Origin of the sequence: Pseudoalteromonas sp. T1lg24, assembly GCF_002964745.1 — a bacterium.
Classification (GTDB): Bacteria; Pseudomonadota; Gammaproteobacteria; order Enterobacterales; family Alteromonadaceae; genus Pseudoalteromonas; species Pseudoalteromonas spongiae.
Genome location: NZ_PQCB01000033.1, coordinates 234235 through 256763, shown reverse-complemented (window position 1 = coordinate 256763; position 22529 = coordinate 234235). Strand labels below are relative to the sequence as shown.

Sequence of the window (22529 nt, the reverse complement as noted above, 5' to 3'; positions counted from 1 at the left end):
AGGCACCACAAAGCCAACTGGTTTTTGTCCTACCACTTTATTAACTTCTATATTTATTCGTAAAGTTTATCTGTTGCTTCTTTGAGTCCAGAGTGCGGTAAAAACTGATCTGTGATGGTCAAAATGGAGTGAAGATTATTTTTTAGTTTATCAAGTTCTATGCTTCCTGGTTTCATAGCTGTTTGTAATAAATGAATTGCCATATCTGCTAACAGAATACGCTGCTTCTCTAGCCACTCTTCATCTCCCTTGGTGGCGGAGTTATTGAGGTAACTATCTTCTACCAAACTATGCAATTGCCAACTTGTTTTTATTAGTTTATTTCTTTCAATATCATTCACTGTTTATCCCTCAAACGTATAAAAGTTCACAAGTCAGGCTTTACAAAGTTGTTTAGCTTGTAAAATACTAAAAAAGCAAAATAACAAAATCTTAATCTATTGAAAAATCAATTAAGTTATAAGAAATAAATTGAATGTATGTAAACGATCGATATTTGCTCATTGTGACTAGATATAAAATAAGTGCTGAAAAGTAGTGTTCTAGTATCCACTCGAAAGAGTCTCATTTTGCATTCCAGATAAATGGGTATTTAGAATAGTTACACAGAACATCATTCCACATAAGCTACTCTCATCTTTACACCTACTTCAAGCACAATTCTGTGTTGTATCTAAGGCTGGCACGTTGAGTTTAATGCGTACGCCTAAATTAAACCTAAATGGGTTCGCTAAACATGTAACGTAATCAAACCGACTTCTTTTATTAATTATTCAGTAACTTATTTTTCATATTAACGCGACACCATAGGGCGCGAATTTAATTACCGTCACTTATGGAAAATAAAATGGAACATAAAAAAATAAAAATGAGCGCACTTGCGCTGTCAGTATTACTCGCGCTAACGGCTTGTTCAGATGGCGATGATGGCGCACAAGGCCCAACAGGGGCAGCAGGCCAAAATGGTACTGATGGTTTAGATGGCACAAATGGTAGCGATGGTTCAGCTGGCAAACTAACGCGCCTAGCAACAGTGCCAACAGGCGCTGAAGTGACGGGTATCTTTTTATCACAAGAAGGTGATTTATTTTTCAACGCCCAGCACCCATCAGATAGCAACACTGTAACGAATGCTGCAGGTAAAACATTCCACACAGGTACTGTGGGTGTGCTTGCTGGTGTTAATTTTAATAACCTACCTGAAACGCTGGTTGATTCACCTGTACCAGTAAGCGAAGAAGAACGTCAAACGGTAATGAGTGCATACGGCCAATATCAAATCCTCGGCCAAACGGGCGATACTTACAATGGCAAATTAGCAAAAGGCTTAGGCCATATTTATTCGATGGTAAGCGATGAGCTTATTCTTGAAAACGACATGCCAGATTTTAACGGCTTTATTCAAACAGGTGCGGGTAAAGGCTATTTATTCACTAACTGGGAAATGTACCCAGGTGGAATGAGCCGTATGGCGCTTGAAAAAGATAACCAAGGCAGCTGGACAGTTACTGATGCCATGATGCTTGATTTTGATGGTGTAAAAGGTACAGCGGCAAACTGTTTTGGTTCAGTAACACCTTGGAATACACCGCTCACATCTGAAGAGTGGATTGTAGATTCAAAAGTAGACACAACAACTAATCCAAACTGGAACAACCCAGCGCTTGTTAGCAGCGATATGATTGGTTACATGTGGCAACTTACTGCTCCGGATGCGCCAAACCCGTATCGCTATGGTTATATTGCCGAAGTACAAAACCCAACATCAAATGAGCCAATGGTCGTTAAGCACTACGCATTAGGTCGTTTTGAACATGAAAACGCAACGGTAATGCCAGATGGTAAAACGGTGTACCTATCGCAAGATGACACAGGTGGTGTGCTATTTAAATTTGTTGCCGATACGCCAGAAGATTTAAGTGCAGGTACGCTTTACGGTGCTAAATTAACCCAAGACGTTGGTCAGAATGACCCTGCGACAACAGGTTTTGATGTAGCTTGGATTGAACTTGGTCACGGCGATAATACAATGATTGAAGCATGGATTGCTGATTTTGACGGTATTGGTACCGATCAATACGTTGAGGGCGAGTCAAACTACATGACCATGGCTGACGTGGAAGCGTGGGCAAATGGCGCGGCAACTTACCCAACGGTTGCCAATGGCGGCGGTAAAGTGACTGCGGGTGAGCCGATGGATAACCGAGCGGTATTCCTAGAGTCACGTCAAGCAGCACGTTTAAAAGGGGCAACAGCAGAATGGCGTAAGCTTGAAGGTATTTCAATTAATACCAAACGAGCACAAGAAGCAATTGAAGGCGTAAACACCATTGATGGTGAAGATGTACGTGATGCGTACGTGTACCTTGCAATTGCCGATTTAGATAACACGCTAATTGATAACGAAGGTGATATTCAGCTATCAAGCCGTGTTAAAGATTGTGGTGGTGTTTATCGTGCAAAACTAGAAGAAGGGTATAACATCAGCCGCATCGAACCATTAGTAATGGGTTCAACATACCGCAGCAGCTTATCAGGTGCAGCACGTTGTGATGTTGACCAACTTTCACAACCAGATAACGTTATCGTAATGGACGACGGCCGCATCATCATTGGTGAAGACGGTTTCCAAGAAAACAATACGCTTTGGCTTTATGAGCCTGTGAAAAAGTAAGTAATTGTTTTAAGAGAAGTGAATAATACCAGTTCACTCAAGTAGCTGATTATGCTAGCGGATTAAATATCATGCTAACTGCGTTAGAATTTATCAATGTAGAACAACTACATAAGAAAAATTCTGCCTTGTTAGCATTTCATTTATCCAGTTCTATTGTTGATCACATACTTAACAGAATTGGTATAAGCACTTCTCATTTAGTTGGAAGAATGAGTATGAAATACCTAAACCTTGTACTTGCTGCGTTTATAACGTTTGCGAGTTTTTGTGTTTTTGCAAACAAACAAAATGCCAGTCATAACGCGCTCGATTACATTAAACACAATGAAATTTATAACCCCGAGGCGGTGATCCCACCGCAGTGTTACACCAAAACCGAAGGCAAAAACAACCCGTGTTATGCCTGCCACCAAACCTATAAGCACAGCGAAAAACGCCCAAATATTATGAATGACGGCGACTTACAGGGCGATTATCAGTTTTCAGATGAAGGCATGAACAACAGTTGGAAAAACCTGTTTATTGATCGCTCTGACTTAATTAAAGGTATCAGTGACGACGCCATTTTGGCCTACGTTAATCAAGATAACTATGGTCAGTTTGCACACACTCATCCTACATCGCCTCAAGCCAATGCAATGTTTATCAATAATTTGGCGTACCCTGAAAAAGCCTTTAATCAGCAAGGGCTTGCAAAAGATAACAGTCATTGGGTTGCATTTAACTACAAGCCGTTTCCAAGTACCTTTTGGCCAACAAATGGCTCAACCGGTGATGCGATGATCCGCTTGCCTAACGCCTTTCGTGAAATAAACGGCGAATTTAATCTTGATGTGTATTTTGCCAACTTAAGTTTGGTAGAAATGGCAATTAAAGAGCTGCCAACAATTTCTACCCCTGAAATTGACGAGCGTATTATTAATGTTGATTTAAATAACGACGGCACGCTTAGCAAAGTTACGCAAATCAACAAACAAAGCCACTACTTGGGTGATGCTAAACAAGTGCCACTTCACAGTATGCTGTACCCGAAAGGCACCGAGTTCTTACACACAGTGCGTTATTTAGGGGTTGACGAACAAGGCGAAATTTACAATGCCCCGCGCATGAAAGAAGTGCGTTATATGAAAAAGCACGGATTCAAATCAGCCAACAAGCTGCGCGGTGCATACACGCTTGAGGCAAAAGAAAAAGAATTTGAGCAATTACCTAAAACCATTTCAATTGGCGAGCGCGGTATTGATAACGGCTTTAGTTGGACCATTAATGGTTATATTGAAGACCAACAAGGCAAACTTCGCCCGCAACATTATCAAGAGCTGATGTTTTGTAACGGCTGTCATAAAACCGTTGGCACGACTATAGACCAAACCTTTTCGTTTCCACGCAAAGTGGAAGGCAAACTCGGTTGGCGTTATATCGACTTAAAAGCGCAAAAAGATGTTCCTACGCTAGGCGAATCGCAAGGGGAGTTCTTAACGTACCTACAACGCGTTGGCGGCGGTGATGAGTTTAGGCAAAACCAAGAAATGTTACTGCGTTGGTTCGACAGTGATGGCGCAGTAAAACGCGATAAAGTTGCTAACCTTAGCAGCATTTATGAACTGATTATGCCGTCAAAAGAGCGCGCGCTTAAACTCAACAAAGCCTATAAAACCATAGTGCAAGAGCAAAGCTTCTTATTTGGTCGCGATGCCAATATCAGCAAAGCCAAAAATGTACTTGAACAGGTTGATGACAAGCAAGCGCCACTTGCGCCTGAGCATCACCATAAGTGGGATATTAGACTTGCATGGTTAATGGGTGAAGACAATGCAGTTCGCCGCTGAATACCTTATTGCGTGTTTACTGATGGGCGCAGCAATTGGCATGGATGTAGCCCTAGTAACAGCGCTTTATAGTACCAAGCTTACGTGCCGTAAAACACGCACGAAATGGATCACCGGCGTGGTTGGCTCACACACACTTTTACCTATGTGTGGCTATTTACTGAGTTTTTACGGTATCAAATGGCTGCCTTGGCTAACGCCGATGTTGGGTATTGTCGCAATTGGCTTTATTGCGGTGTATTTATATCACGAGATATTTGCCGATGATGAAACCGATCCGCTGGTCGCGACCATTTCGTGGTCGTTGATTGTTGCGGTAAGTTGGGATGCGCTTTGGTCGGGGCCTGCAAAGTCGGCGCAAGTAGTTGAGTGGCAAACCGTGTTTGTCTGGACATCATTTCTTGTGGTGGGCGCTGTGGTGTATCTATTTACTCTTGCTGGGCTTAAAGTTGGCAAGCGCTTAGGGTGCAGGCAAAACAATACGCCATTTGTTTGGTTGTGGCTGCAATACGCGGCGATTGGTTATTTTGGTTTGCTGGCATTGATGCGCTACACCTTTGCGTTGGATGTACCCGACTGGCAAATCTTTGCGTTAAGCGCGATTATTATTCGTATTGTATTGGTAAAACAGCGACCGTTATTTTCAACTGCCATATCGTAATTAAAAAAGGGCTCAGGCCCTTTTTAATTTATTAGCAACACCCGCAGCAACAATCGTGCTTGTTAACTTGCGTTAACTAACGCATCACTCAAATGCATTTGGCGAAATTAGTTGGGAGTAATACCTGTTTCGCTTTTAAACGCGCGGCTAAATGGCCCTACAGAAGCAAACCCGCTTTCAAGGCTAATCACTAGTACCGACCAATCTTGTTTAGTCGTATCGGCCAATAACTCTTTGGCGTGCGCAATACGCAGCCCATTTATGTACTGATTGAAATTTTTATTGCTAATGTGCGCTTTTAACGCACGGCTAACACGGTATTCAGGCACATCTAAGTGACGAGCGACATCTGCGACCTTGAGATTAGCTTGTAAAAATAAGGATTCGTTTTCAATTAATTGGCTAATTTGTGCGGCAAGTAACACGTCATTGTCGAAAATAGGTAGAGATACTTTTGTCGCACCTCAAAAAAGTGGCAACAGTCAGCTGAAAAAAAACGTATTCCCGACGGAATTTTTAGTGGAACAGACAGCCTGATAGCGAAAATGTAGTCTTATACCATTAACTTTGGAGCTGACTTTATAAATACGAGTAAGGGTTTAGGATTTAGTAAAATGCTTTATAAGTTTTGCATCTGTATTGGAGTTTATAAAATCAAAGCGGTTATTTATATTTTTAAATGCTCACGGTGACATTAGTAAAAAGTATGAAGGCAACGAATGTCTGTGTGTCATTGCACTTATACATACTAAGTCAATTATGTGAGCATTTGATTTATCAGTTGTTTTTTAATCTGTTAAGGTTTCAAAAATTGCATTATCCCATACAACTTTATCTTTTAAGCTTTCAGACATAGGGTCGGGGAATACGACTTCTGAATTACTTTCAATGCCTTGAATCACTGAATTGGCGATTGACTCTGGTGTGACTTTTTCGACATCTAAGTTTTGTGTCATCGCAGTGTCTACATAACCAGGGTAAACACCCATAACAGTCACATTTGAATCTTTACAGTCTAATCGTAGACCTTTTGTTAAAAAATGAGCTGCAGCTTTTGATGCGCAATAAGTACCTAATTTATTAACTAAAACGAAACCACCTATTGATAACACATTGATTAGTAATGCCTCTGACTTTTCCTTAAGATGAGGTAGGAAATAATGTGATACATAATGAGTACCGTGATAATTTACTCGCATCTCAAACTCTGCTGCTTTAAGTGTATCTGCATCTGAAAATGACTTTGCAAATTCTACACCTGCATTATTAACTACTATATCCGCATCTGAACACCGTAAAATTGCCTCTTCCACATATTCTGGTTGAGTGACATCTAATTTTATAGGTTCAATCAAAGTGGGAGAAGTTAATGGTTCAAAATCTAAATCTCTATCGTTTAAATAGGTGACATAAACTTTTTTTGCGCCTTTGTTACTTAATGCTTTGGTCAAGGCCCAACCTATGCCGCCTGTACCACCTGTAATAAATATTACTTTACCTGAAATATCCATTTCTATACTCCAATTAGCTCAGTTAGTGACTTTAACTAAGTGATTATTTTTTGATTTAATGTCTGTTGTAAAATTGCACTAGGTGGTTCGCTACTTGCCAAAACATAAAGCTACGCGTTTCTTGTGTTGCAGAACCTGCATGCGGTTGCACTATGACATTTTCCATGTTTAATAAGGCATTAGGTACATTGGGTTCATCTTCAAATACATCTAACCCAGCACCTGCTATTTGATTGGTTTGTAAACTATCAATCAAATCGGCTTGATTGATGACAAAGCCACGAGCAACGTTAACAACAAAAGCCGAAGGTTTAAGATTTGCAAAAACCTGCTTATTGATTAGTGATATTGTTTGCGCATTCCCAGCACAACTAACAACTAAAAAGTCCACGTTTTTGGCCATAACAGACAAACATTGATGATAAGTATAAGATTCAATATTTTGATCAGTACGACCCCAATAAAGAATTTGCAAATTTTAAACATAAAGGGCTAAGCTCACTGATAATTCAATGAGTTTTTGTCTCTTTGTGAAATAGCTAAATCTACGAGGGTTTGTTGAGAAATCTTTGACTTGAATTACTCAAGCTGTTTCGCAACATACCTGAATAATTTTGTTTCAATAATTGCAGAGCTGTATGTGATCCTATATACCCTGCAGTGCCTTTTACTAATATAGTCATTAACTTTCCTTATTAATATGAACTATTAGAATTCCGTAATTGTACCTTTATTAGAGCCTTAAGCAATTTTTAATCTAATTTAATAGTTATTAATTTGTTATATCGACGGCAAACTTACAGATAAATACGCCTTGTGTTTAATTTTAAACCTAAATCAAATTAATATAGATACTAAAAAAATTGGAATTATTAAGAAAAGTTAAAGTAAGTATATATCGAGTACAAACAGCCGTGACAAAAGCAAGAAGCACACAGAAGGCAAAGCTGTTCTGAAGATGACTTCAGTTTTCGTTACCTTACTCTTGGCTTAGCTATGACAGTTCGTGATTAATTCATGGTGGGGATGCCATCAACTTCCGAATGCTACAAGTATTACGTTAAAGCCTTGTTTGCGTAATTTATTTCTGATCACATGATAACCAGCGTTGCAACAGACTGCCGTTTAAACTCTACTGTGTAATGACTATTCTTTCGGTTTGTCGTATGACACTTTAACAATTGGAATTTATTTTTAAAGTGTTTTGTTTAATCGGTTTAATAGTCAAATTTCAGACACAAAAAAGCGCAACCAAGGGGCGATTCATTAGTTGCGCTTGCTCACATTGAGCAGTGCGAGGGCACGTTAAACGGTTTTAAGCTACTTTGCTTTGTGCAATATTAATCGTGTTGCACTGCAAGCGAATTTCGCCGCGGCGTCTAGCAATAATATCAACGTCTAAATTTAGTTTTTTCGCCGCAGTATGCAGCTGCTTTCTAAAACGATAAAACTGCGTGTTGATATGGGTTTCTTCCATACGTGTTTGGCGCATTAACAGGCTTTTATCAAGCCAACCCGCTTCGCTGTCGGGTACGTTGTTTTGTTTGTCTTCCACGTATTTACGCGCCAGTAATAACACCAAGTAGTGGTGCGTTCTGTCTTCTAAATCAATTGATTGACCGTCAATATTTAAAAGCACACCAACGTGCTCTTCGTTTTGGCTTACTGTAAAGTTCACATCTACGGTGTGTTCGGCGGTCTGTTCGCACTCTTGTGTCGCGTCAATGTCGCTTGGCGCAATTAAAATATATTGATTGCCTTGGTAACGCACTAAATCGCCGTTATGAATGGCTTTAACATTACCTTCTTGCTCAAGTAACCATTGGCCAGAGAGCGTTTGGCTGATCATTTGTTCTTGGTCATCGCAATTAAGCATGTTTACGTGGTGGTTAAGGGCAAAGTCACTCACACTTTCATTGGTGCTTTTTAAAAATGGACATGGCTGCTCTAAACTCGAAACTTGCCATTTTACGCTTTCGCTATCGCCAAACTGCACAACATCATTTATTTTTAAGTCGTGTTTGATGTTTTTAGCAACGCGTTTGCCATTAATGTAAGTACCGTTGGCACTGATGTCTTGTAAAAACCAATTTCCTTGTTGCCATTCAATTAAACAATGGCTACGTGAAACCGCAGTTTCTCTAATTAAAGTGTGTGCTGTTTCTGGGTGACGGCCAATAATGTGGTGGTCTCGCAGCTGAATTGTTTGCTCTGTAACCGAATTTGTAAATGTACCCATTTTTCCCTCATATCAACGCTTGGTATTGGAATCTTTTGCCGTTATTATGTGGTGTAACTTTGCTTAATTACAATCAACAATAATAAAAGCTTTGCACTATGAGTAAATTATGCCATCACTGTGGCAACGCGTTAGATGTTTCAACCGCTACTTGCACTCGTTGTAACGAAACTAACACGGGCGGTGATTTAGAAATAACACAAGTTATTACACCCGCAAGTGATGTGGTAAAAGAAGCTGCTATTGTCACCCAGCGAAACCTCAGTGACTTTGAAGTTTTAGGCACGGTTTCAGGTGGCTTTGCCACAATTTTAAAAGCTAAAGATCCTGTGTTGGATCGTATTGTCGCCCTCAAACTTGTACCAAACACGGATAAGCAAAGCGACTTAGTGCAAGAAGCCAAACTTGCCAGTAAATTAAGCCACCCCAATATTGTTACCATTCATGAAATTATTCAAAATGATGAACAGCTTGCCATCGTGATGGAGTGGGTTGACGGCGATAACCTAAAAGCAAAAATCGCCACACAGCTACCATTAAAAGAAAAAGCCCATATTGCGCTGCAGCTGTGCAATGCCATTGATTACGCCCATAAAAACGACATTCTGCACTGTGATATCAAGCCTGATAACATTATGTTTGATATACATAACCAGCTTAAAGTACTCGACTTTGGTTTATCCCATGTACTCGGTGGTGAGTCACAGGCAGCAATAATCGGTTCGCCAACTTACTTAGCGCCTGAGCTGTATTTAGGGCAAAACGCCAGCAAACAAAGTGATTTGTTTGCCCTTGGCGCTGTGTTGTTTGAGTTGTTTTCGGGTGAAAAAGCCTTTGATGGAAAATCACTTGAAGTGATAAAAGCACAAATCACAACAGGCGAAGCTAAAAATCTAGCTGATAAACACACACAATTACCTGAAGCGTTAGTCACCCTTATTCAAAACCTGCTGGTGGTTGAGCCTTCAAAAAGACCGCCACTTTCAGATTTAATCGATGCATTTACCGATTTAAACGACGCCTTAGTGCAAAAGCCAAACTGGTGGCAGCGACGTGCGCCTTGGCAAAAAGTAAGCCTATCAGCGGTGTTTTTAGGTGTAATGGCCGTGCTTTTACAGCCTATTTTATTCCCGCCTAGCAATCAGCAGATACTTGAAAAGCGCATTAGCGAGAATAAACGTATCGCGGTATTGCCATTACAAAATATTAATGACGACCCGCAAGTACAGCTGTTTAGCCAAGGCTTAGCGGTGACGTTAAGTACAGAACTTGGCAAAGTGGGTAGAGAAAAAACCAATAGCTGGGTTATTCCAAGCGCCGAAGTAGCCAAACTGAAAAATTTAACCGTTAACGATGTACATACTCGTTATGGTGCCGATATAGTATTAACGGGCAGTATTCAACACTTAGGCTCTCAGCGCTTAATCAATTTAGAATTAATAGACGGCGCATCAGGTGTTGCACTAAAGCAGCAGCAATTTAAGGTAAATGCAAAAGATTTATTTGCCTCAAACCAAGCGGTGTTTGACAAAGCCACTACCATGCTTAATTGGCCAAAGAGTAATATGGCGAGTAAGGGTACCGAGTTTGATGGTGCTTATAAACATTACATAGCCGCAATTGGTTATACGTTTCGCTCTGATCAAAAAAATTATATTGATAATGCTATAGTTCAGTTTAAGCAAGCCATTGACTTAGATGAACTTTATGTTGATGCCTATGTGAACCTAGCTTATGCGTATTTGAATAAATTTCACAAAACAAAAGATGAACAATGGTTATTACAGTATGAAAACACTGTAAGCCAACTTGCAGAAATTGAACCGCTTCACCCCGAGGTAAATTATCTAGAGCATAAACTTGCGCTTAGGCGTGGTAATGCAGTAAAAGCAAGTAATTTACTTAAAGCATTAGTGATAGAAAACCCAAATGATGAGTACCTTCATTTTGAATTGGCTAGAGCCTATCAACAACTAAAAGAAAATGCATTAGCAGAGCAAAGTTATTTAGCAGCGCTGAAAATTACACCAAACCACTGGAAAGGACTTAATCAGTTAGGGCGCTTGTACTACCGAACTGCGCAATACGATAAGGCGATTGCAACCTATCAGCGATTAGTTTCCTTAACGCCAAAAAATAGCAGCGCCTATATTGGTCTTTCGGCAAGTTTCTATGGTAAAGGCGATTTGCAATCGGCATTAAGCTATGCAAAAGAGGGCAATACTTTAAACCCAACCGCAACAGGTTATTCTAATATTGGCGGATTTCACTTTATATTGGGTCAATATTCAGAGGCAATTGCAGCTTATAAAATGTCAATTGCAATAGATAAACAAAATTACTTCAGTTGGGGCAATTTGGCGGATTCGTATTGGTTAACTAAACACCAAGATACAAACTCTACCTACAAACAAGCGGCTGATTTAGCGGAAAAAGTATTTTCAATTAATAAACAAAACAGCCGTGCTAAACTTGCTTGGGCTTATTATAAAGCACGCATCGGTGAAAGCGCGGATGCATTACAAATACTAGATTCATTATCGCATCGGGAAAATGCAACCGAGTTTTATCTTGCCGCACAGGCTTATGATGCGCTAAATGATACTAAAAGCGCACTTAAAAAATTAAAGTTGGCGATAGCAAAAGGTTACCCAAAAGAGGAGGCAATAACATCTCCTCTTTGGAAAAACTGGAATGAGCGTGAGCTCAGGTCAATTATTGTGGATTAACATCGTCCACTACAATAATAGGATCCCAACCAATCGTAAACTCTTCTGATTGGCCTTGAATATCAAATTGAGCAATGATAGTCATTGTTACATCTACCGGAAATTGCACATGTGGCAGTGCTTGATAACGAGTAGCATTAGAAGCAACACCTAAACGTAATGCTTTAAGCGCTGGGTCATGGAACCAATCAAAGTAAACTGGTTGACCTGCATGCTCATTTGGGTTGATAACAAAATCGACCGTTGTACCTGCTTTAATCTTAATTGTTGGTGGTTCAAAAGAGCCTGCAGGAGCTTCGATAATTTCGATTAAGTTTTGTGGATCAGTACCTTCTGCAATTTCATAGTTAATGAAAGTGTCACCTACCATTGCAAAATTATCTTTGCAATAAACCGTTTGATTTTGGATATTTGTAAAAATACCATTAAGGTCAACGAGTACGTTAACTGTAGGGTTACTCATAAAATTCGTCCTTATTATTCAATGTTTTTTGTTATATCGTTAAGTTGTTATACAACACCTAACATTAACGGCAATTTATTGATTTTCTTTACTTAAATTTGAAAATCAATTCTGATGGTACCAACACTTTGTGACGTTTAAACATTTGCGCCAAGGTTTCAGCTTGCTTTGATGGTGCAGATTGCTGCGTTGATTTATTTGGGAATGTCAGCTGAATAAGGGTGTCGTTAATTACCGTATAATGGGTGTTCATAATGGATCCTAAATGACGTGGTAGCTTAAACGCACTGCAATGTCATCAATGTTTTCAGCATTCACTTTCTTAATAATGCCTTGGTATGGTGCGCTGGCGTTTTTTAGCCACTCGGAATAAAGCCCTGTTAAAAACGCGTCACCGTATTCTTGGTGTTCGGGTTTTAAAATAGCACAGAGCGGTGAAATGTAATGTTCAATTACTAAGCCATTGTCTTTTTCAAAAATATTGCAGTGACCCCAGCGACGTTCAAACCAAAACTGGTTTATGCGTTCATTGAGTTCTACTAATGTTAGCTCAGGGTGAATGTCTAACGAGCGGCTGGCATGTTTGCCCATTTTAGTTAAAAACGAAACTCGCTCTTGTGCGGGATAAGATGCTTCTAAGGTGTCAAATAACGAACTTACAAAAAATTGCCATTGCCCTGAAATATTTTGTTTTACTAATGATTTTAAATGCATAGCGTATTGCAAAGTAACCTACTCACAGACATAAATCTTATGGGTTCAAGAATAGGACAAGGTGGGTAGTGGGTGTATCACGTGTTATTACACCTAAATATCACGATTTATTAGGCGTAAAAAAGCCAAGCACAATGCTTGGCTTTGAGGCACATTGGGGGAATGTGTTAATTGGTTGGAAACGGCTTTGTGGTAAATTCCAATACATCAAAACACGCGCCGAGCGTGTGATAGTCGCACTTTGCTCCCGCTTCGCTTTTTTTAGCACTGTATTTTTGATTGTTTTCTTTTAGTACGCGATACCATGCACCATGATCATGGTCGACAAAATGCTGCCAGCAATACTGCCAAAGGGCGTTGTAATGGGTTAAGTAAGCATTGTTTTGTGTTGCATCAAAAAGTAATGCAGCAGCTGCAAAGCTTTCGGCTTGCACCCAAAAGTATTTGTCGCTGTCGCAGGTGGCGTAATGCGTATCAAAGCCATAGACTAAGCCGCCATGGGTGTTATCCCATGCGTTGGCAAAGGCAACATCAAATAAGTGCTGCGCTTTTTCAACAAACTTTGGTTTCTCTTCGAAATAGTTAATCTGCAGTAATAATTTTGCCCATTCTGTTTGATGGCCGGGTTGAAACCCCCACGGGCGATACAGGTTTTTAGCATCGTCTTTGTTGTAATCAAAATCAGGCAAAAGTGAAGGTGTAAAGTGCTCGTACACTAAGCCATTGCTATGGGCTGATAGTTCAAAACAAAAACGCTCGGCAAGATGCTCTGCACGTTTTAAATAACGGCGTTCATTGGTTGCACTGTAGGCACTAATAAGCGCTTCGCAAATATGCATATTGGCATTTTGGCCGCGGTATTCACATAGCTCGCCGTTGGCGTAAATGGTATCGGCGTAAATGCCTTCATTGGCTTGCCAAAAACGCGATTCGAGCAGTTCAAAGGTTTCATTTATCTTTCTATCAGATGAAATCACACCTGCTTTGTAACAGTGGGCATAGCACAGTAACACAAAGGCATAGCCATAGGCTTGCTGGGTCATATCCTGTGGTTGGTTATCATCAAGCGTCCACGCGTATTGCTTGGTTTTTGCAATCCAATGATGATTTTCAATGTAATTAAGGCCATGCTTAGCAAAGTTTAAATACTCGTTGTTTTTAAAATGCTTAGCGGCGCGGCAAAAGTTGATTACCATGCGTGTACTGCTTACTAATTGACGAAACCCTGTATTAAACAAGGTGCCATCGTCTAAATAGTTTTGGTAATAGCCGCCAAGGTCGTTATCGACAGCGCGCTCGGTATAAAAGTTAACAATCGATTGGCTGTGATGTATTAAAAAGTCAGCGTTATAAAAGTTCACGTGCGTTCTCTAAAAAAATGCGCCGGTGAGGGCGCTAAATTGCTGGTTAAAAAGGGTGTCTACCTCGTTTAATGAGGGCAGTGCAGGGAATGCGCCTTGACGACTTACGGCTAGCGCACCGGCACAACTTGCAAATGCAATCGCACTTTTAAGCGCGTTTTCATTGTTTAAAAGTGCGTCTAGGGTGATGCGCTCACTCAATAAATACAAAATTGCACCTATAAACCCATCGCCGCCTGCGGTGGTATCAACCACCTTTGTTTTAGCTGGGCTAATACTGCCTCGGTAATGTTTGGTTATGTATTCAATGTTGTCACCACCATTTGTGATAAGTAGCAACTCGCAATTGCCGTTAAAGCAGCGGTTTATATAATCTTCAGGCGCATTTTGACAAAGCAGTTCGAACTCTTCGCGGGCAAATTTAACGACATTTGCTTTTTCAACAAATTCATTAATAAGCGCGATATTAAGGGCTGAATTTGGCCATAAATTAGCGCGTAAATTGACATCAAAACAGATGGTTAAGTTGTTTGCGCTTGCGTGTTCCAGTACCGTTTGTGTGGTGTTTACAGCGTTTGTTTCAGTGAGCGTATTACTGCAAAAATGAACTAGCGAAGCGTGTTTAAACCACTGTGATTTGATTTCATCTGGGTGCAGTTTTAAATCGGCGCTGTCTTTTCGCATAAAGGTAAAACTGCGTTCACCGTGATCATCTAAATGGACAAACGCAAGTGGTGTAGGAGCACTTTTATGAATAAGCGTACAGTCGGTATTTACGCCATAATGACGAAGGCTGTTTATTAAAAAATGGCCAAATTGATCATCACCTACTTGCCCAACAAAATGCGCCTTACCACCAAGTTTGGCAAGGGCAACTGCTGCGTTTGCCGGTGCACCGCCTGGAAACTGGCGGTAATCCGATAAACTAATGCCATCTTGTGATTGTTGATTAATTTGTAGAAAATCAATCAAGGCTTCACCGTAACAGATCACCTTGCTCATGCTGGTAACTCCTTTTGAGCGCGAACGCGGTGCTGGCTAATGGCGAAAAACACAATATACAGATACGCAAATACGGGCACTAAAAAGCTAAGCTGCACTGAAAATGCATCGGCAACAACCGCTTGGATTAACGGGAACACCGCACCACCTACAATAGCCTGGCATAGTAATCCCGAACCTTTTGCAGTAAGCTGCCCTAAACCGCGAATAGCTAAACTAAAGATGGTTGGGAACATAATTGAGTTAAAAAAGCCAACAGCCAGTACGCTCCACATCGCGATTTTGCCGCTGCTAAATACCGTAACAATTAACAGCAGAACCGCCATAATAGCATTAAAGGCGAGTACATAACTTGGCGAGAATTGGCGCATTAACGCAGAGCCAATAAAGCGGCCAATCATTGCGCCACCCCAATAATAGGCCACCATATGTCCTGCCTGTGCGGTGGTTAAGCCGCCGATTTCAGGTGATTCAAAATAGTTTACTAAAAAGCCACCAATCGACACTTCAGCACCTACATACAAAAAGATGCCAAGTGCGCCTAAAACAAGGTGCTTATGTTGCCAAATCGAATCTTTAGCTTGAGCAGAAGTTTGCTCTTCAAAATCAAGTTTTGGTAATTCAATAAACTTAAAGGAGCAGGCTATGGTTATCGCAGCAAGGGCGATTAAAAAATACGGTAGTTGTACTTGTTCGGCACCTGCATTTTGTGATGTTGCCGACAAAATAAAGTAAGTACCAAACAATGGCCCTGCGGTATGACCAAGGGAGTTAATTGCTTGTGCCAGATTTAAGCGACTTGCAGCATGTTTTTCCTCACCCAAACAGTTCACATACGGGTTTGCCGAGACTTGCAGCACGGTTATACCGCCTGCAAGTACAAACAATGCCGCTAAAAATAGTGCATATTCTTTAATGCTGGCTGCCGGAATAAACAGCAGGCAGCCAAGGGCAAGGGTTGATAAGCCAATAAATACACCATTGCGATAGCCAAACTTTGCAACCACGCGCCCAGCAAGCGGTGACACTAAAAAGTAAGCGCCAAAAAAGCAAAACTGCACCAACATGGCTTGAGTATAACTAAGCGAAAACTCAGCTTTTAAAAACGGGATTAAAATATCGTTAAGTGCAGTGATAAAGCCCCAGATAAAAAACAAGCTGGTCATGGCGTAAAACGCCATGGTTTGATTAATTTGCTTGGCCATTAGGGTTTATCTCCAACAAGCTTAGTTGCCACTGTTGATGATGTTGAAAACGACGGCGGACGATGCGTTTCAGCTTGGCCAAACGCTTTATTTGGCGTAGTGCTAAGGGTAAATTCAAGGTGCTGTGGCGCGTTTACATGGTTTTCGTTAATCCAGCTTTGCATTGACGGTTGGCCGTTTACTTTTAGCGTATCAATGTAAATGTGATCCGCGCTTGCGTTTGGTGCGCTAATGCTAATATTGCCAATTTTTGCTTTTTCAAACGCTGGGCTTGAAAGCACCATATCGGCGCGACCTGGATAAAACGGATACATGCCAAGGGCGGAGAACACATACCACGACGACATTTGCCCTAAATCGTCTTGCCCTGGAATGCCAGATACTGTGTTATGCCAAAGTTGCTTCATGGTTTCGCGCACAGTTTGTTGTGTTTTATAGGCTTTACCGGTATACAAATACATCCACGGAGTGGCAATTGATGGCTGGTTTGAAACATCAGCATATTCGGCTGAATCGCGATACAGCACCCAGCTACCATCTGGTTTACGGAAGTGATTATCTAAGCGTGATGCCATCACCTCATCGCCACCCAGTAATTCGTTTAGGCCTTGGCCGTCAAAAGGCAACATCCATAAATACTGTGCTGGACTGCCTTCAACAAACAGGTGGCCGCTAAATGGGTCGAATTTTTCTTTCCAGCTTCCGTCTTGATTGCGCCCTTGAATATAACCTAACTGCTCTGTGGCTTTCGGGTTATAAAGGTTTTTCCAGTAGCTTGAACGTTCAAGTAGCGTTTGGCTGTGTTTAGTTTTGCCAAGGCGCGCTGCCAGCTGCGAAAGTGCAAAATCAGCGGATACTTGCTCGAGTGTTTCGCTGGCACCTTCCCACGAATTAGATTGATCTGATAAGTAATTAAGGTTTAACCATTCATCGAGTGATGGTTTTTGACCGCGACAAAACACTGGGCAGCCGACATTTGATAAATCATATTCGGTTGGCTCTGTGGCTGCTTTATAAAGCGATTGATAAGCACCAGCGACATCAAATTTATCGGCGCCAAAGGCTTTAAAGTTGGCAATCGCAATGGTTGATGGGTCACCGCTCATTACCCCTGTTGGACCATTGTTGTGCGTCCATCTATCCCAAATGCCGTTAAACTGATTGGCTTGATTAAACAGCGATTGGGCAATATCACTTGCTACATTTGGGTGGGTTAAGCTAATTAATTGTAGCTGTGAGCGATAGACATCCCAGCCAGAAAAATTGGCATATTGCGCCGTTTGGTTAGCGCTAACAGTATGCACTTGTTGGTCAAAACCGCGGTACTCACCGTTTACATCACTAAAGATATTAGGGTGGAATTGGCTGTGAAAGAGCGCCGTATAAAAGGTGGTTAATAAATCGCTATCGTTTGATTTTACCTTTACGCGACCAAGGGCATCATTCCATGCGGCATAGGCGTTGTCTTTTACTTTTGCAAAGCTTTGGCTTGCTTGCTCTTTTTCTAAGTTTTCACGGGCATTATCAAGACTTACGTAAGAAATGCCGACGCGCATGGTGACAGGCTGGTTAGCGTTTACGTCTAAATCAACCCAAAGGCCAGAGCCTTTGCCCCATTCTGGCACGCCCGTATCGCCATAACCCATACCGCCTTTACTTGAGGTCGCATTAGGCGAAACTGTGTCGTCGACATACGCGCCACTGCCGGTAATGGGTACGTCAATTTTGGCAACAAAATGCAGTGTGTAGTAATCGCGGCGATTGTATTCGCCAAGGTAACCACAGAAATTACCACTTGTGACATAACCTGTGACTTCGCCTTTGGCGGCATCGACTTTGGTAAATGCATCGCCACTGCCCAGTTGCGAGTAAGCTGTTCTAAAAATGAGTTTTGCCTGCTCTTTTGACGCAAAAGTAAATTCGGCAATACCGGTGCGGTCGGTGGCCGCTAAACGCACATCAATACCTGAATCGAGCCCTACTTGGTAATAACCAGGAATAGCCGTTTCATCGTCGTGGCTAAAATTAGCACCATAGTAGGCGTTAATTTTATCGCTGGCAGGGGAGTGTTTAATCGCTTGATTAAAAGGTAGCACTGGCACATCACCTGATGCACCTAAACAGCCTGTGCCCGATAAACGGGTAAATGAAAAACCTTTTAAGCGCGTTGCTTGCCAGTTATAGCCACCGGGCGAAACGGGAATGCGCACATTGTCTTCGTTGATACGTTTACTAATGCCTTCACTTTCAGCCATAAGCTCTTTGGTATACGCGTGCTCAGGGCCAAAGTTAAACATACCAAACGGCTTAACCGCACCCGGAACCACGTTTGCTGCTTGGCGATGGTTAAATGGGCCTTTCGTGCCAATAAAAGGGTTCACAAATTGCGCTGGATTTTGTACATAATCGGTTTGTGTTGTGGCGCTTTTTTCACTTTTGCTGGTATCTGCGTGATGCGTGCCACAGGCGCTTAGCGCCAGCAGCGGGGTTAATAGCATCAATGAACGAGAGAGAATCTGTTTCATAGTTGTTTCTTATTAAAATTTTAATGCAATGTATTTGGATTTTTCGGATTACTCAGTGACGGTGGACGCGACGATAACGCATTACCAAAGGTTTTGTTTGGTTTTGCAGACATGGTGAATTCAAGGGTGCCACCTGAGATAATATCGTCGTGCGTAATGTAACTGCGATTTAATGGTTTGCCATTAAGTGATACTTGGCTGACAAATTTGTTATCTGCTGATAGGTGCTTTGCAAGCACAGTAAATTGCTTTTTATTGGCAAGTTTTAAGGTGATTTTTGGTAGTTGTGGTGCACCGAGTGCATAACTTAAATCACCCGGAGCAACAGGGTAAAAACCCATCGCCGAGAAGATATACCATGCTGACATTTGCCCAACGTCGTCATTTCCAGCAAGGCCATCAGGTTTGTCTGATGATAGGGTATCCATAATTTGGCGAATGCGCGCTTGTGTACGCCATGGTTCACCTGCGTAATTATATAAATAAGCAATATGATGGCTTGGCTCGTTACCATGAGCGTATTGGCCAATTAAACCCGCAATGTCTTCATGCTCTTTGATTTTTTCATAGGCAAGTTCAGTCTCAAAAAGCTCATCAAGGCGTGCAATAAAGGCTTTGTCGCCACCTTTTAAGTTAATTAAACCGTGCACGTCTTGTGGCACATAAAAGCTGTATTGGTAGCTGTTACCTTCGGTAAATGCGCCCATGTATTTCGCTTCTTGCGGGTCGAAATCTGGGTTCCAAGAACCATCTTTCATGCGCCCGCGCATAAATTTAACGCTTGGGTCAAAGACATTTTGATAATACGTTGCACGCTCATAGTACTCAGCTGCAAGTTCATTATCGCCAAGTGCTGTTAAAAACTGGCCAATGGCATAATCATCGTAAGCGTATTCAAGGGTGATCGAGGTTGATTCTGGCAGAACATCAAGCGGTACATAGCCATAGTGTTTGTATTCAGGAATAGCATCGTAATGCGCGTGGTTTGCGGTTGCTAAAATCGCTTCTTTAGCAAGGGCAACATCAAAATCACGAATACCTTTTAGGTAGGCGTCAGCAATAACCGACACCGCATGATAGCCTATCATGGTCCAAGTTTCGTGGCCATGGAATGACCAAATAGGGAGCATTTTGTCATAACTTTGCTGGTAATGATCAAGCATCGAGGCAATCATGTCAGACACTTTGTCTGGCTCGACATACGTTAAGAGCGGATGAAGCGCACGGTAGGTATCCCAAAGCGAAAACAAGGTGTAATGGGTGTGATCTTTTGCTTGGTGAATTTCACCATCAACACCACGGTACTGGCCGTTGATGTCTTGATACACACTTGGTGCTTGCAGCGCATGATAAACCGAGGTGAAAAACTGACGTTTTTGTGAAAGTGAGCCTTCAATGTCAAATTTATCGAGGGATTTATGCCAAACATCGTCTGCTTGCTTTACCACTTTATCGAAATTCCAATGGGGAATTTCACTGTTTAAATTTTCAAGGGCATTGGATTTGCTCACCGCAGAAATACCCACCTTAACTAATAGCGGGTTGCCTTTTAAATTATCAAAATCAGCAACGACTTTAAGGGCTTTGCCTGCGGCTTCTGGAATTTTGTAATTAACAATGGTTGATGGCTTTTTACCGCTGCCTTCACTTAAACACCCATTACAGCGATAACGGCTGTTATCGAGGTTAATTAGTTCAATGTCTTTAAAAGGCTTTGAAAACTCGATAGCAAAGTACATTTGACGATTGTTCGCCCAACCATTGGTTGCACGGTAAGCCAAGATAGTGCGGTCGTTGATAACGCGAACATCACTCCAAATTACTTTGTTTTTAAAGTTATAAATGCCATGGGTTAAATCGAGCAGCACGCTGCCTTTATCGTGCTCTTTAAAGGTGTATTTATGCATGCCAACACGTGTGGTGGCGGTTAGTTCGGCATTAATCTTGTAGTCTTCAAGCAATACTTGGTAATAGCCAGGTTTGGCACTTTCGTTTTGATGACTAAAGCGCGAGCGGTATCCTGCATCGGGGTTTTTGGCTGTGCCCGCGTCTAATTTGACCTCTCCTGTAATCGGCATCATCAGTAAATCACCTAAATCAGAATGCCCTGTGCCACTAAAATGGGTATGAGAAAAGCCAACAATGGTGGTGTCATCATAGTGATAACCTGCACAGCGTTTATAAATTTCGGGCTGCGGGTCGATACCGCGAAACACCGAATCGGTATCAGGACTTAACTGCACCATGCCAAATGGTACAACGGCTCCTGGAAATGTATGGCCGTCACCACCAGTGCCAATAAATGGGTCTACATATTGGGTATTTGCCGATACAACAGGGATTGTCAGCATCATTGCACCGCTTGCAAACAGGGAGAAAGCGGCGTTTTTTGTACGTTGCCAGTGCTGGCTTATTGTTTTCATTGTGTGCCTCATGCCGAAATAAAACAAAAATGGAACGTTCCAATTTTAATTTGAATATACTGATCAGTTTGTTAGAATACAAGCCATAATAACGAAATTTATAGCTGGTAAGCTGAGTGGTAAATCACACCTCCTCATTAAATAAATCACTAAAAGCGTCCCCTCAACAGGATAAAAAATCCGTTACAGTTCATGATGTTGCCCGCGTTGCTGGGGTATCTAAATCAACTGTATCGTTAGTTTTACGCGGCAGTGAAAAAGCAAGTGCAAAAGCAAAAGACAAAGTGCTTAAGGCGATTGAAGAAACCGGTTATGTGTATAACCGAGACGCGGCTGCCATGCGCAGTAAATCATCGGATTTAGTGGCCATTGTTATAAACGATTTAACCAACCCCTATTCGGCAAAGTTGGCGGTGGCGCTTGAAAAACATGTGCGCCAGCTGGGGCTAATGGCAACGCTAGTTAACACCAGTGAAGATGTTGAAACACAAACGCAAATTGTTGCCAAGTTGAAAGAATATCGCGTTAAAGCCTTTATTATATGTCCTGCACCTAATACTGAAGCACAGTGGCTTGAAGAGCTGCAAACTATGCAAACCCAAGTGGTGAGCATTATGCGTCAAGTAAGCGGCAGCACCATACCTTGCGTACTTCCTGACAATGAAAAGGGGGTTTACACCGCCACCAAAGCACTAATAAAACGTGGTCATAAACAAATTGCGTTTATTGGGGGGGATGATGCGATTTCGGATTATCATCAACGATTATTGGGTTTTAACAACGCCATTAATGAACACAAAGATGTAAGCTCTTGGGTGTTTAATAGTGCGACTAACCGCCAAGGCGGGCGATTGGCGATGTCGATGTGCTTAGAAAAAGTGCCCTCAATCGAATCGGTTATGTGCTTTAACGATATTGTGGCTTATGGCGTGATGGAATATTTAGCCGAGCAAAATATTAAACCGGGACATGATATTGGCGTGATTGGTTTTGATGATTTGGACGATTCAAAACTAATGAGTGTGCCACTTAGTACAGTAAAAATTGACGCGGACGATATAGCAAAGGCGGTGTGCGAAATTTTAAAAGGCGATAAGCCGGAAAGTTTAAAACAAGTGCCTGTTAGCTTAATTGAGCGTAGCTCTTAAGCTTTAACGTGTTAATCATCAGCCGAGAGTGTCTCGGCTGAT

Annotated in this window: 18 protein-coding genes; 5 read left to right on the top strand and 13 right to left on the bottom strand. The window is 41.6% G+C overall.

Annotated features, from left to right (window positions below; genetic code table 11):
- Positions 1–53: 53 nt before the first annotated feature.
- Positions 54–341 carry a hypothetical protein gene (locus tag C2M30_RS13435; protein ID WP_054979312.1) on the bottom strand — a complete coding sequence of 96 codons (288 nt, stop codon included), beginning with the start codon at positions 339–341 and terminating at the stop codon, positions 54–56.
- A gap of 506 nt (positions 342–847) precedes the next feature.
- Between C2M30_RS13435 and C2M30_RS13430 the strand changes: the two genes are divergently transcribed.
- The 3 genes from C2M30_RS13430 to C2M30_RS13420 all read left to right on the top strand — a co-directional run bounded on the left by C2M30_RS13430 (position 848) and on the right by C2M30_RS13420 (position 5167).
- Positions 848–2674, top strand: a complete 1827-nt coding sequence (locus C2M30_RS13430; RefSeq protein ID WP_105172965.1) for an alkaline phosphatase PhoX — start codon at positions 848–850, stop codon at positions 2672–2674.
- Positions 2675–2892: 218 nt separating this feature from the next.
- On the top strand, positions 2893–4506 hold the full coding sequence (locus C2M30_RS13425; RefSeq protein ID WP_105171985.1) for a hypothetical protein: 1614 nt from the start codon (positions 2893–2895) through the stop codon (positions 4504–4506).
- Positions 4490–5167: a manganese efflux pump gene (locus C2M30_RS13420; RefSeq protein WP_105171984.1), complete on the top strand. Its 678-nt coding sequence runs from the start codon at positions 4490–4492 to the stop codon at positions 5165–5167. Before C2M30_RS13425 ends, C2M30_RS13420 begins: the two co-directional genes overlap by 17 nt.
- A gap of 107 nt (positions 5168–5274) precedes the next feature.
- On the opposite strand, the gene C2M30_RS13415 is transcribed toward C2M30_RS13420, so the two are convergent.
- The 4 genes from C2M30_RS13415 to C2M30_RS13400 form a co-directional block, all read right to left on the bottom strand.
- Entirely contained in the window at positions 5275–5592 is a 318-nt protein-coding gene (locus C2M30_RS13415; protein ID WP_158683437.1) for a helix-turn-helix domain-containing protein, read from the bottom strand.
- Between the two features lie 363 nt (positions 5593–5955).
- Positions 5956–6678: an SDR family NAD(P)-dependent oxidoreductase gene (locus C2M30_RS13410; protein WP_105171982.1), complete on the bottom strand. Its 723-nt coding sequence runs from the start codon at positions 6676–6678 to the stop codon at positions 5956–5958.
- Between the two features lie 55 nt (positions 6679–6733).
- The gene (locus C2M30_RS13405; protein ID WP_105171981.1) at positions 6734–7153 is read right to left on the bottom strand and encodes an NAD(P)-dependent oxidoreductase; all 420 of its coding nucleotides are present in this window, start codon (positions 7151–7153) and stop codon (positions 6734–6736) included.
- 840 nt (positions 7154–7993) lie between these two features.
- The gene (locus C2M30_RS13400; RefSeq protein WP_105171980.1) at positions 7994–8917 is read right to left on the bottom strand and encodes an FHA domain-containing protein; all 924 of its coding nucleotides are present in this window, start codon (positions 8915–8917) and stop codon (positions 7994–7996) included.
- A gap of 98 nt (positions 8918–9015) precedes the next feature.
- Here C2M30_RS13400 and C2M30_RS13395 point away from each other — a divergent pair, with 98 nt between their 5' ends.
- Positions 9016–11646 carry a serine/threonine-protein kinase gene (locus C2M30_RS13395; protein WP_105171979.1) on the top strand — a complete coding sequence of 877 codons (2631 nt, stop codon included), beginning with the start codon at positions 9016–9018 and terminating at the stop codon, positions 11644–11646.
- On the opposite strand, the gene C2M30_RS13390 is transcribed toward C2M30_RS13395, so the two are convergent.
- From C2M30_RS13390 to C2M30_RS13360, 8 genes are all read right to left on the bottom strand, one after another.
- Complete coding sequence (locus C2M30_RS13390) at positions 11633–12109, bottom strand: hypothetical protein (RefSeq protein WP_105171978.1); 477 nt, start codon at positions 12107–12109, stop codon at positions 11633–11635. The two genes, C2M30_RS13395 and C2M30_RS13390, sit on opposite strands and share 14 nt — an antisense overlap.
- Before the next feature lie 88 nt (positions 12110–12197).
- Positions 12198–12362 carry a hypothetical protein gene (locus tag C2M30_RS21495; protein ID WP_158683435.1) on the bottom strand — a complete coding sequence of 55 codons (165 nt, stop codon included), beginning with the start codon at positions 12360–12362 and terminating at the stop codon, positions 12198–12200.
- Positions 12363–12370: 8 nt separating this feature from the next.
- Positions 12371–12823, bottom strand: a complete 453-nt coding sequence (bcsD, locus tag C2M30_RS13385; protein WP_010559468.1) for a cellulose biosynthesis protein BcsD — start codon at positions 12821–12823, stop codon at positions 12371–12373.
- Positions 12824–12990: 167 nt separating this feature from the next.
- Complete coding sequence (locus C2M30_RS13380; protein WP_105171977.1) at positions 12991–14184, bottom strand: AGE family epimerase/isomerase; 1194 nt, start codon at positions 14182–14184, stop codon at positions 12991–12993.
- Between the two features lie 9 nt (positions 14185–14193).
- Complete coding sequence (locus C2M30_RS13375; protein WP_105171976.1) at positions 14194–15186, bottom strand: carbohydrate kinase family protein; 993 nt, start codon at positions 15184–15186, stop codon at positions 14194–14196.
- Positions 15183–16391 (bottom strand): sugar MFS transporter, encoded by a 1209-nt coding sequence (locus tag C2M30_RS13370; protein WP_105171975.1) that lies wholly within the window; start codon positions 16389–16391, stop codon positions 15183–15185. The genes C2M30_RS13375 and C2M30_RS13370 overlap by 4 nt, the downstream gene beginning before the upstream one ends.
- Complete coding sequence (locus C2M30_RS13365) at positions 16391–18916, bottom strand: GH92 family glycosyl hydrolase (protein ID WP_105171974.1); 2526 nt, start codon at positions 18914–18916, stop codon at positions 16391–16393. Before C2M30_RS13365 ends, C2M30_RS13370 begins: the two co-directional genes overlap by 1 nt.
- A gap of 20 nt (positions 18917–18936) precedes the next feature.
- Positions 18937–21270: a GH92 family glycosyl hydrolase gene (locus tag C2M30_RS13360; RefSeq protein ID WP_234004789.1), complete on the bottom strand. Its 2334-nt coding sequence runs from the start codon at positions 21268–21270 to the stop codon at positions 18937–18939.
- A gap of 185 nt (positions 21271–21455) precedes the next feature.
- On the opposite strand from C2M30_RS13360, the gene C2M30_RS13355 reads away from it, so the two are divergent.
- Positions 21456–22487, top strand: coding sequence for a LacI family DNA-binding transcriptional regulator (locus C2M30_RS13355; protein ID WP_105171972.1), 1032 nt, complete (start codon positions 21456–21458; stop codon positions 22485–22487).
- The last annotated feature ends 42 nt before the right edge of the window (positions 22488–22529 follow it).

Excerpts from the sequence above, each read along its gene's own strand:
- C2M30_RS13375 (WP_105171976.1), bottom strand. The coding sequence starts at position 15,186 with ATGAGCAAGGTGATCTGTTACGGTGAAGCCTTGATTGATTTTCTACAA.
- C2M30_RS13425 (WP_105171985.1), top strand. The coding sequence starts at position 2,893 with ATGAAATACCTAAACCTTGTACTTGCTGCGTTTATAACGTTTGCGAGT.
- C2M30_RS13410 (WP_105171982.1), bottom strand. The coding sequence starts at position 6,678 with ATGGATATTTCAGGTAAAGTAATATTTATTACAGGTGGTACAGGCGGC.
- C2M30_RS13420 (WP_105171984.1), top strand. The coding sequence starts at position 4,490 with ATGCAGTTCGCCGCTGAATACCTTATTGCGTGTTTACTGATGGGCGCA.
- C2M30_RS13395 (WP_105171979.1), top strand. The coding sequence starts at position 9,016 with ATGAGTAAATTATGCCATCACTGTGGCAACGCGTTAGATGTTTCAACC.
- C2M30_RS13390 (WP_105171978.1), bottom strand. The coding sequence starts at position 12,109 with ATGAGTAACCCTACAGTTAACGTACTCGTTGACCTTAATGGTATTTTT.
- C2M30_RS13360 (WP_234004789.1), bottom strand. The coding sequence starts at position 21,270 with ATGATGCTGACAATCCCTGTTGTATCGGCAAATACCCAATATGTAGAC.
- C2M30_RS13400 (WP_105171980.1), bottom strand. The coding sequence starts at position 8,917 with ATGGGTACATTTACAAATTCGGTTACAGAGCAAACAATTCAGCTGCGA.
- bcsD (WP_010559468.1), bottom strand. The coding sequence starts at position 12,823 with ATGCATTTAAAATCATTAGTAAAACAAAATATTTCAGGGCAATGGCAA.
- C2M30_RS13370 (WP_105171975.1), bottom strand. The coding sequence starts at position 16,391 with ATGGCCAAGCAAATTAATCAAACCATGGCGTTTTACGCCATGACCAGC.
- C2M30_RS21495 (WP_158683435.1), bottom strand. The coding sequence starts at position 12,362 with ATGAACACCCATTATACGGTAATTAACGACACCCTTATTCAGCTGACA.
- C2M30_RS13430 (WP_105172965.1), top strand. The coding sequence starts at position 848 with ATGGAACATAAAAAAATAAAAATGAGCGCACTTGCGCTGTCAGTATTA.
- C2M30_RS13365 (WP_105171974.1), bottom strand. The coding sequence starts at position 18,916 with ATGAAACAGATTCTCTCTCGTTCATTGATGCTATTAACCCCGCTGCTG.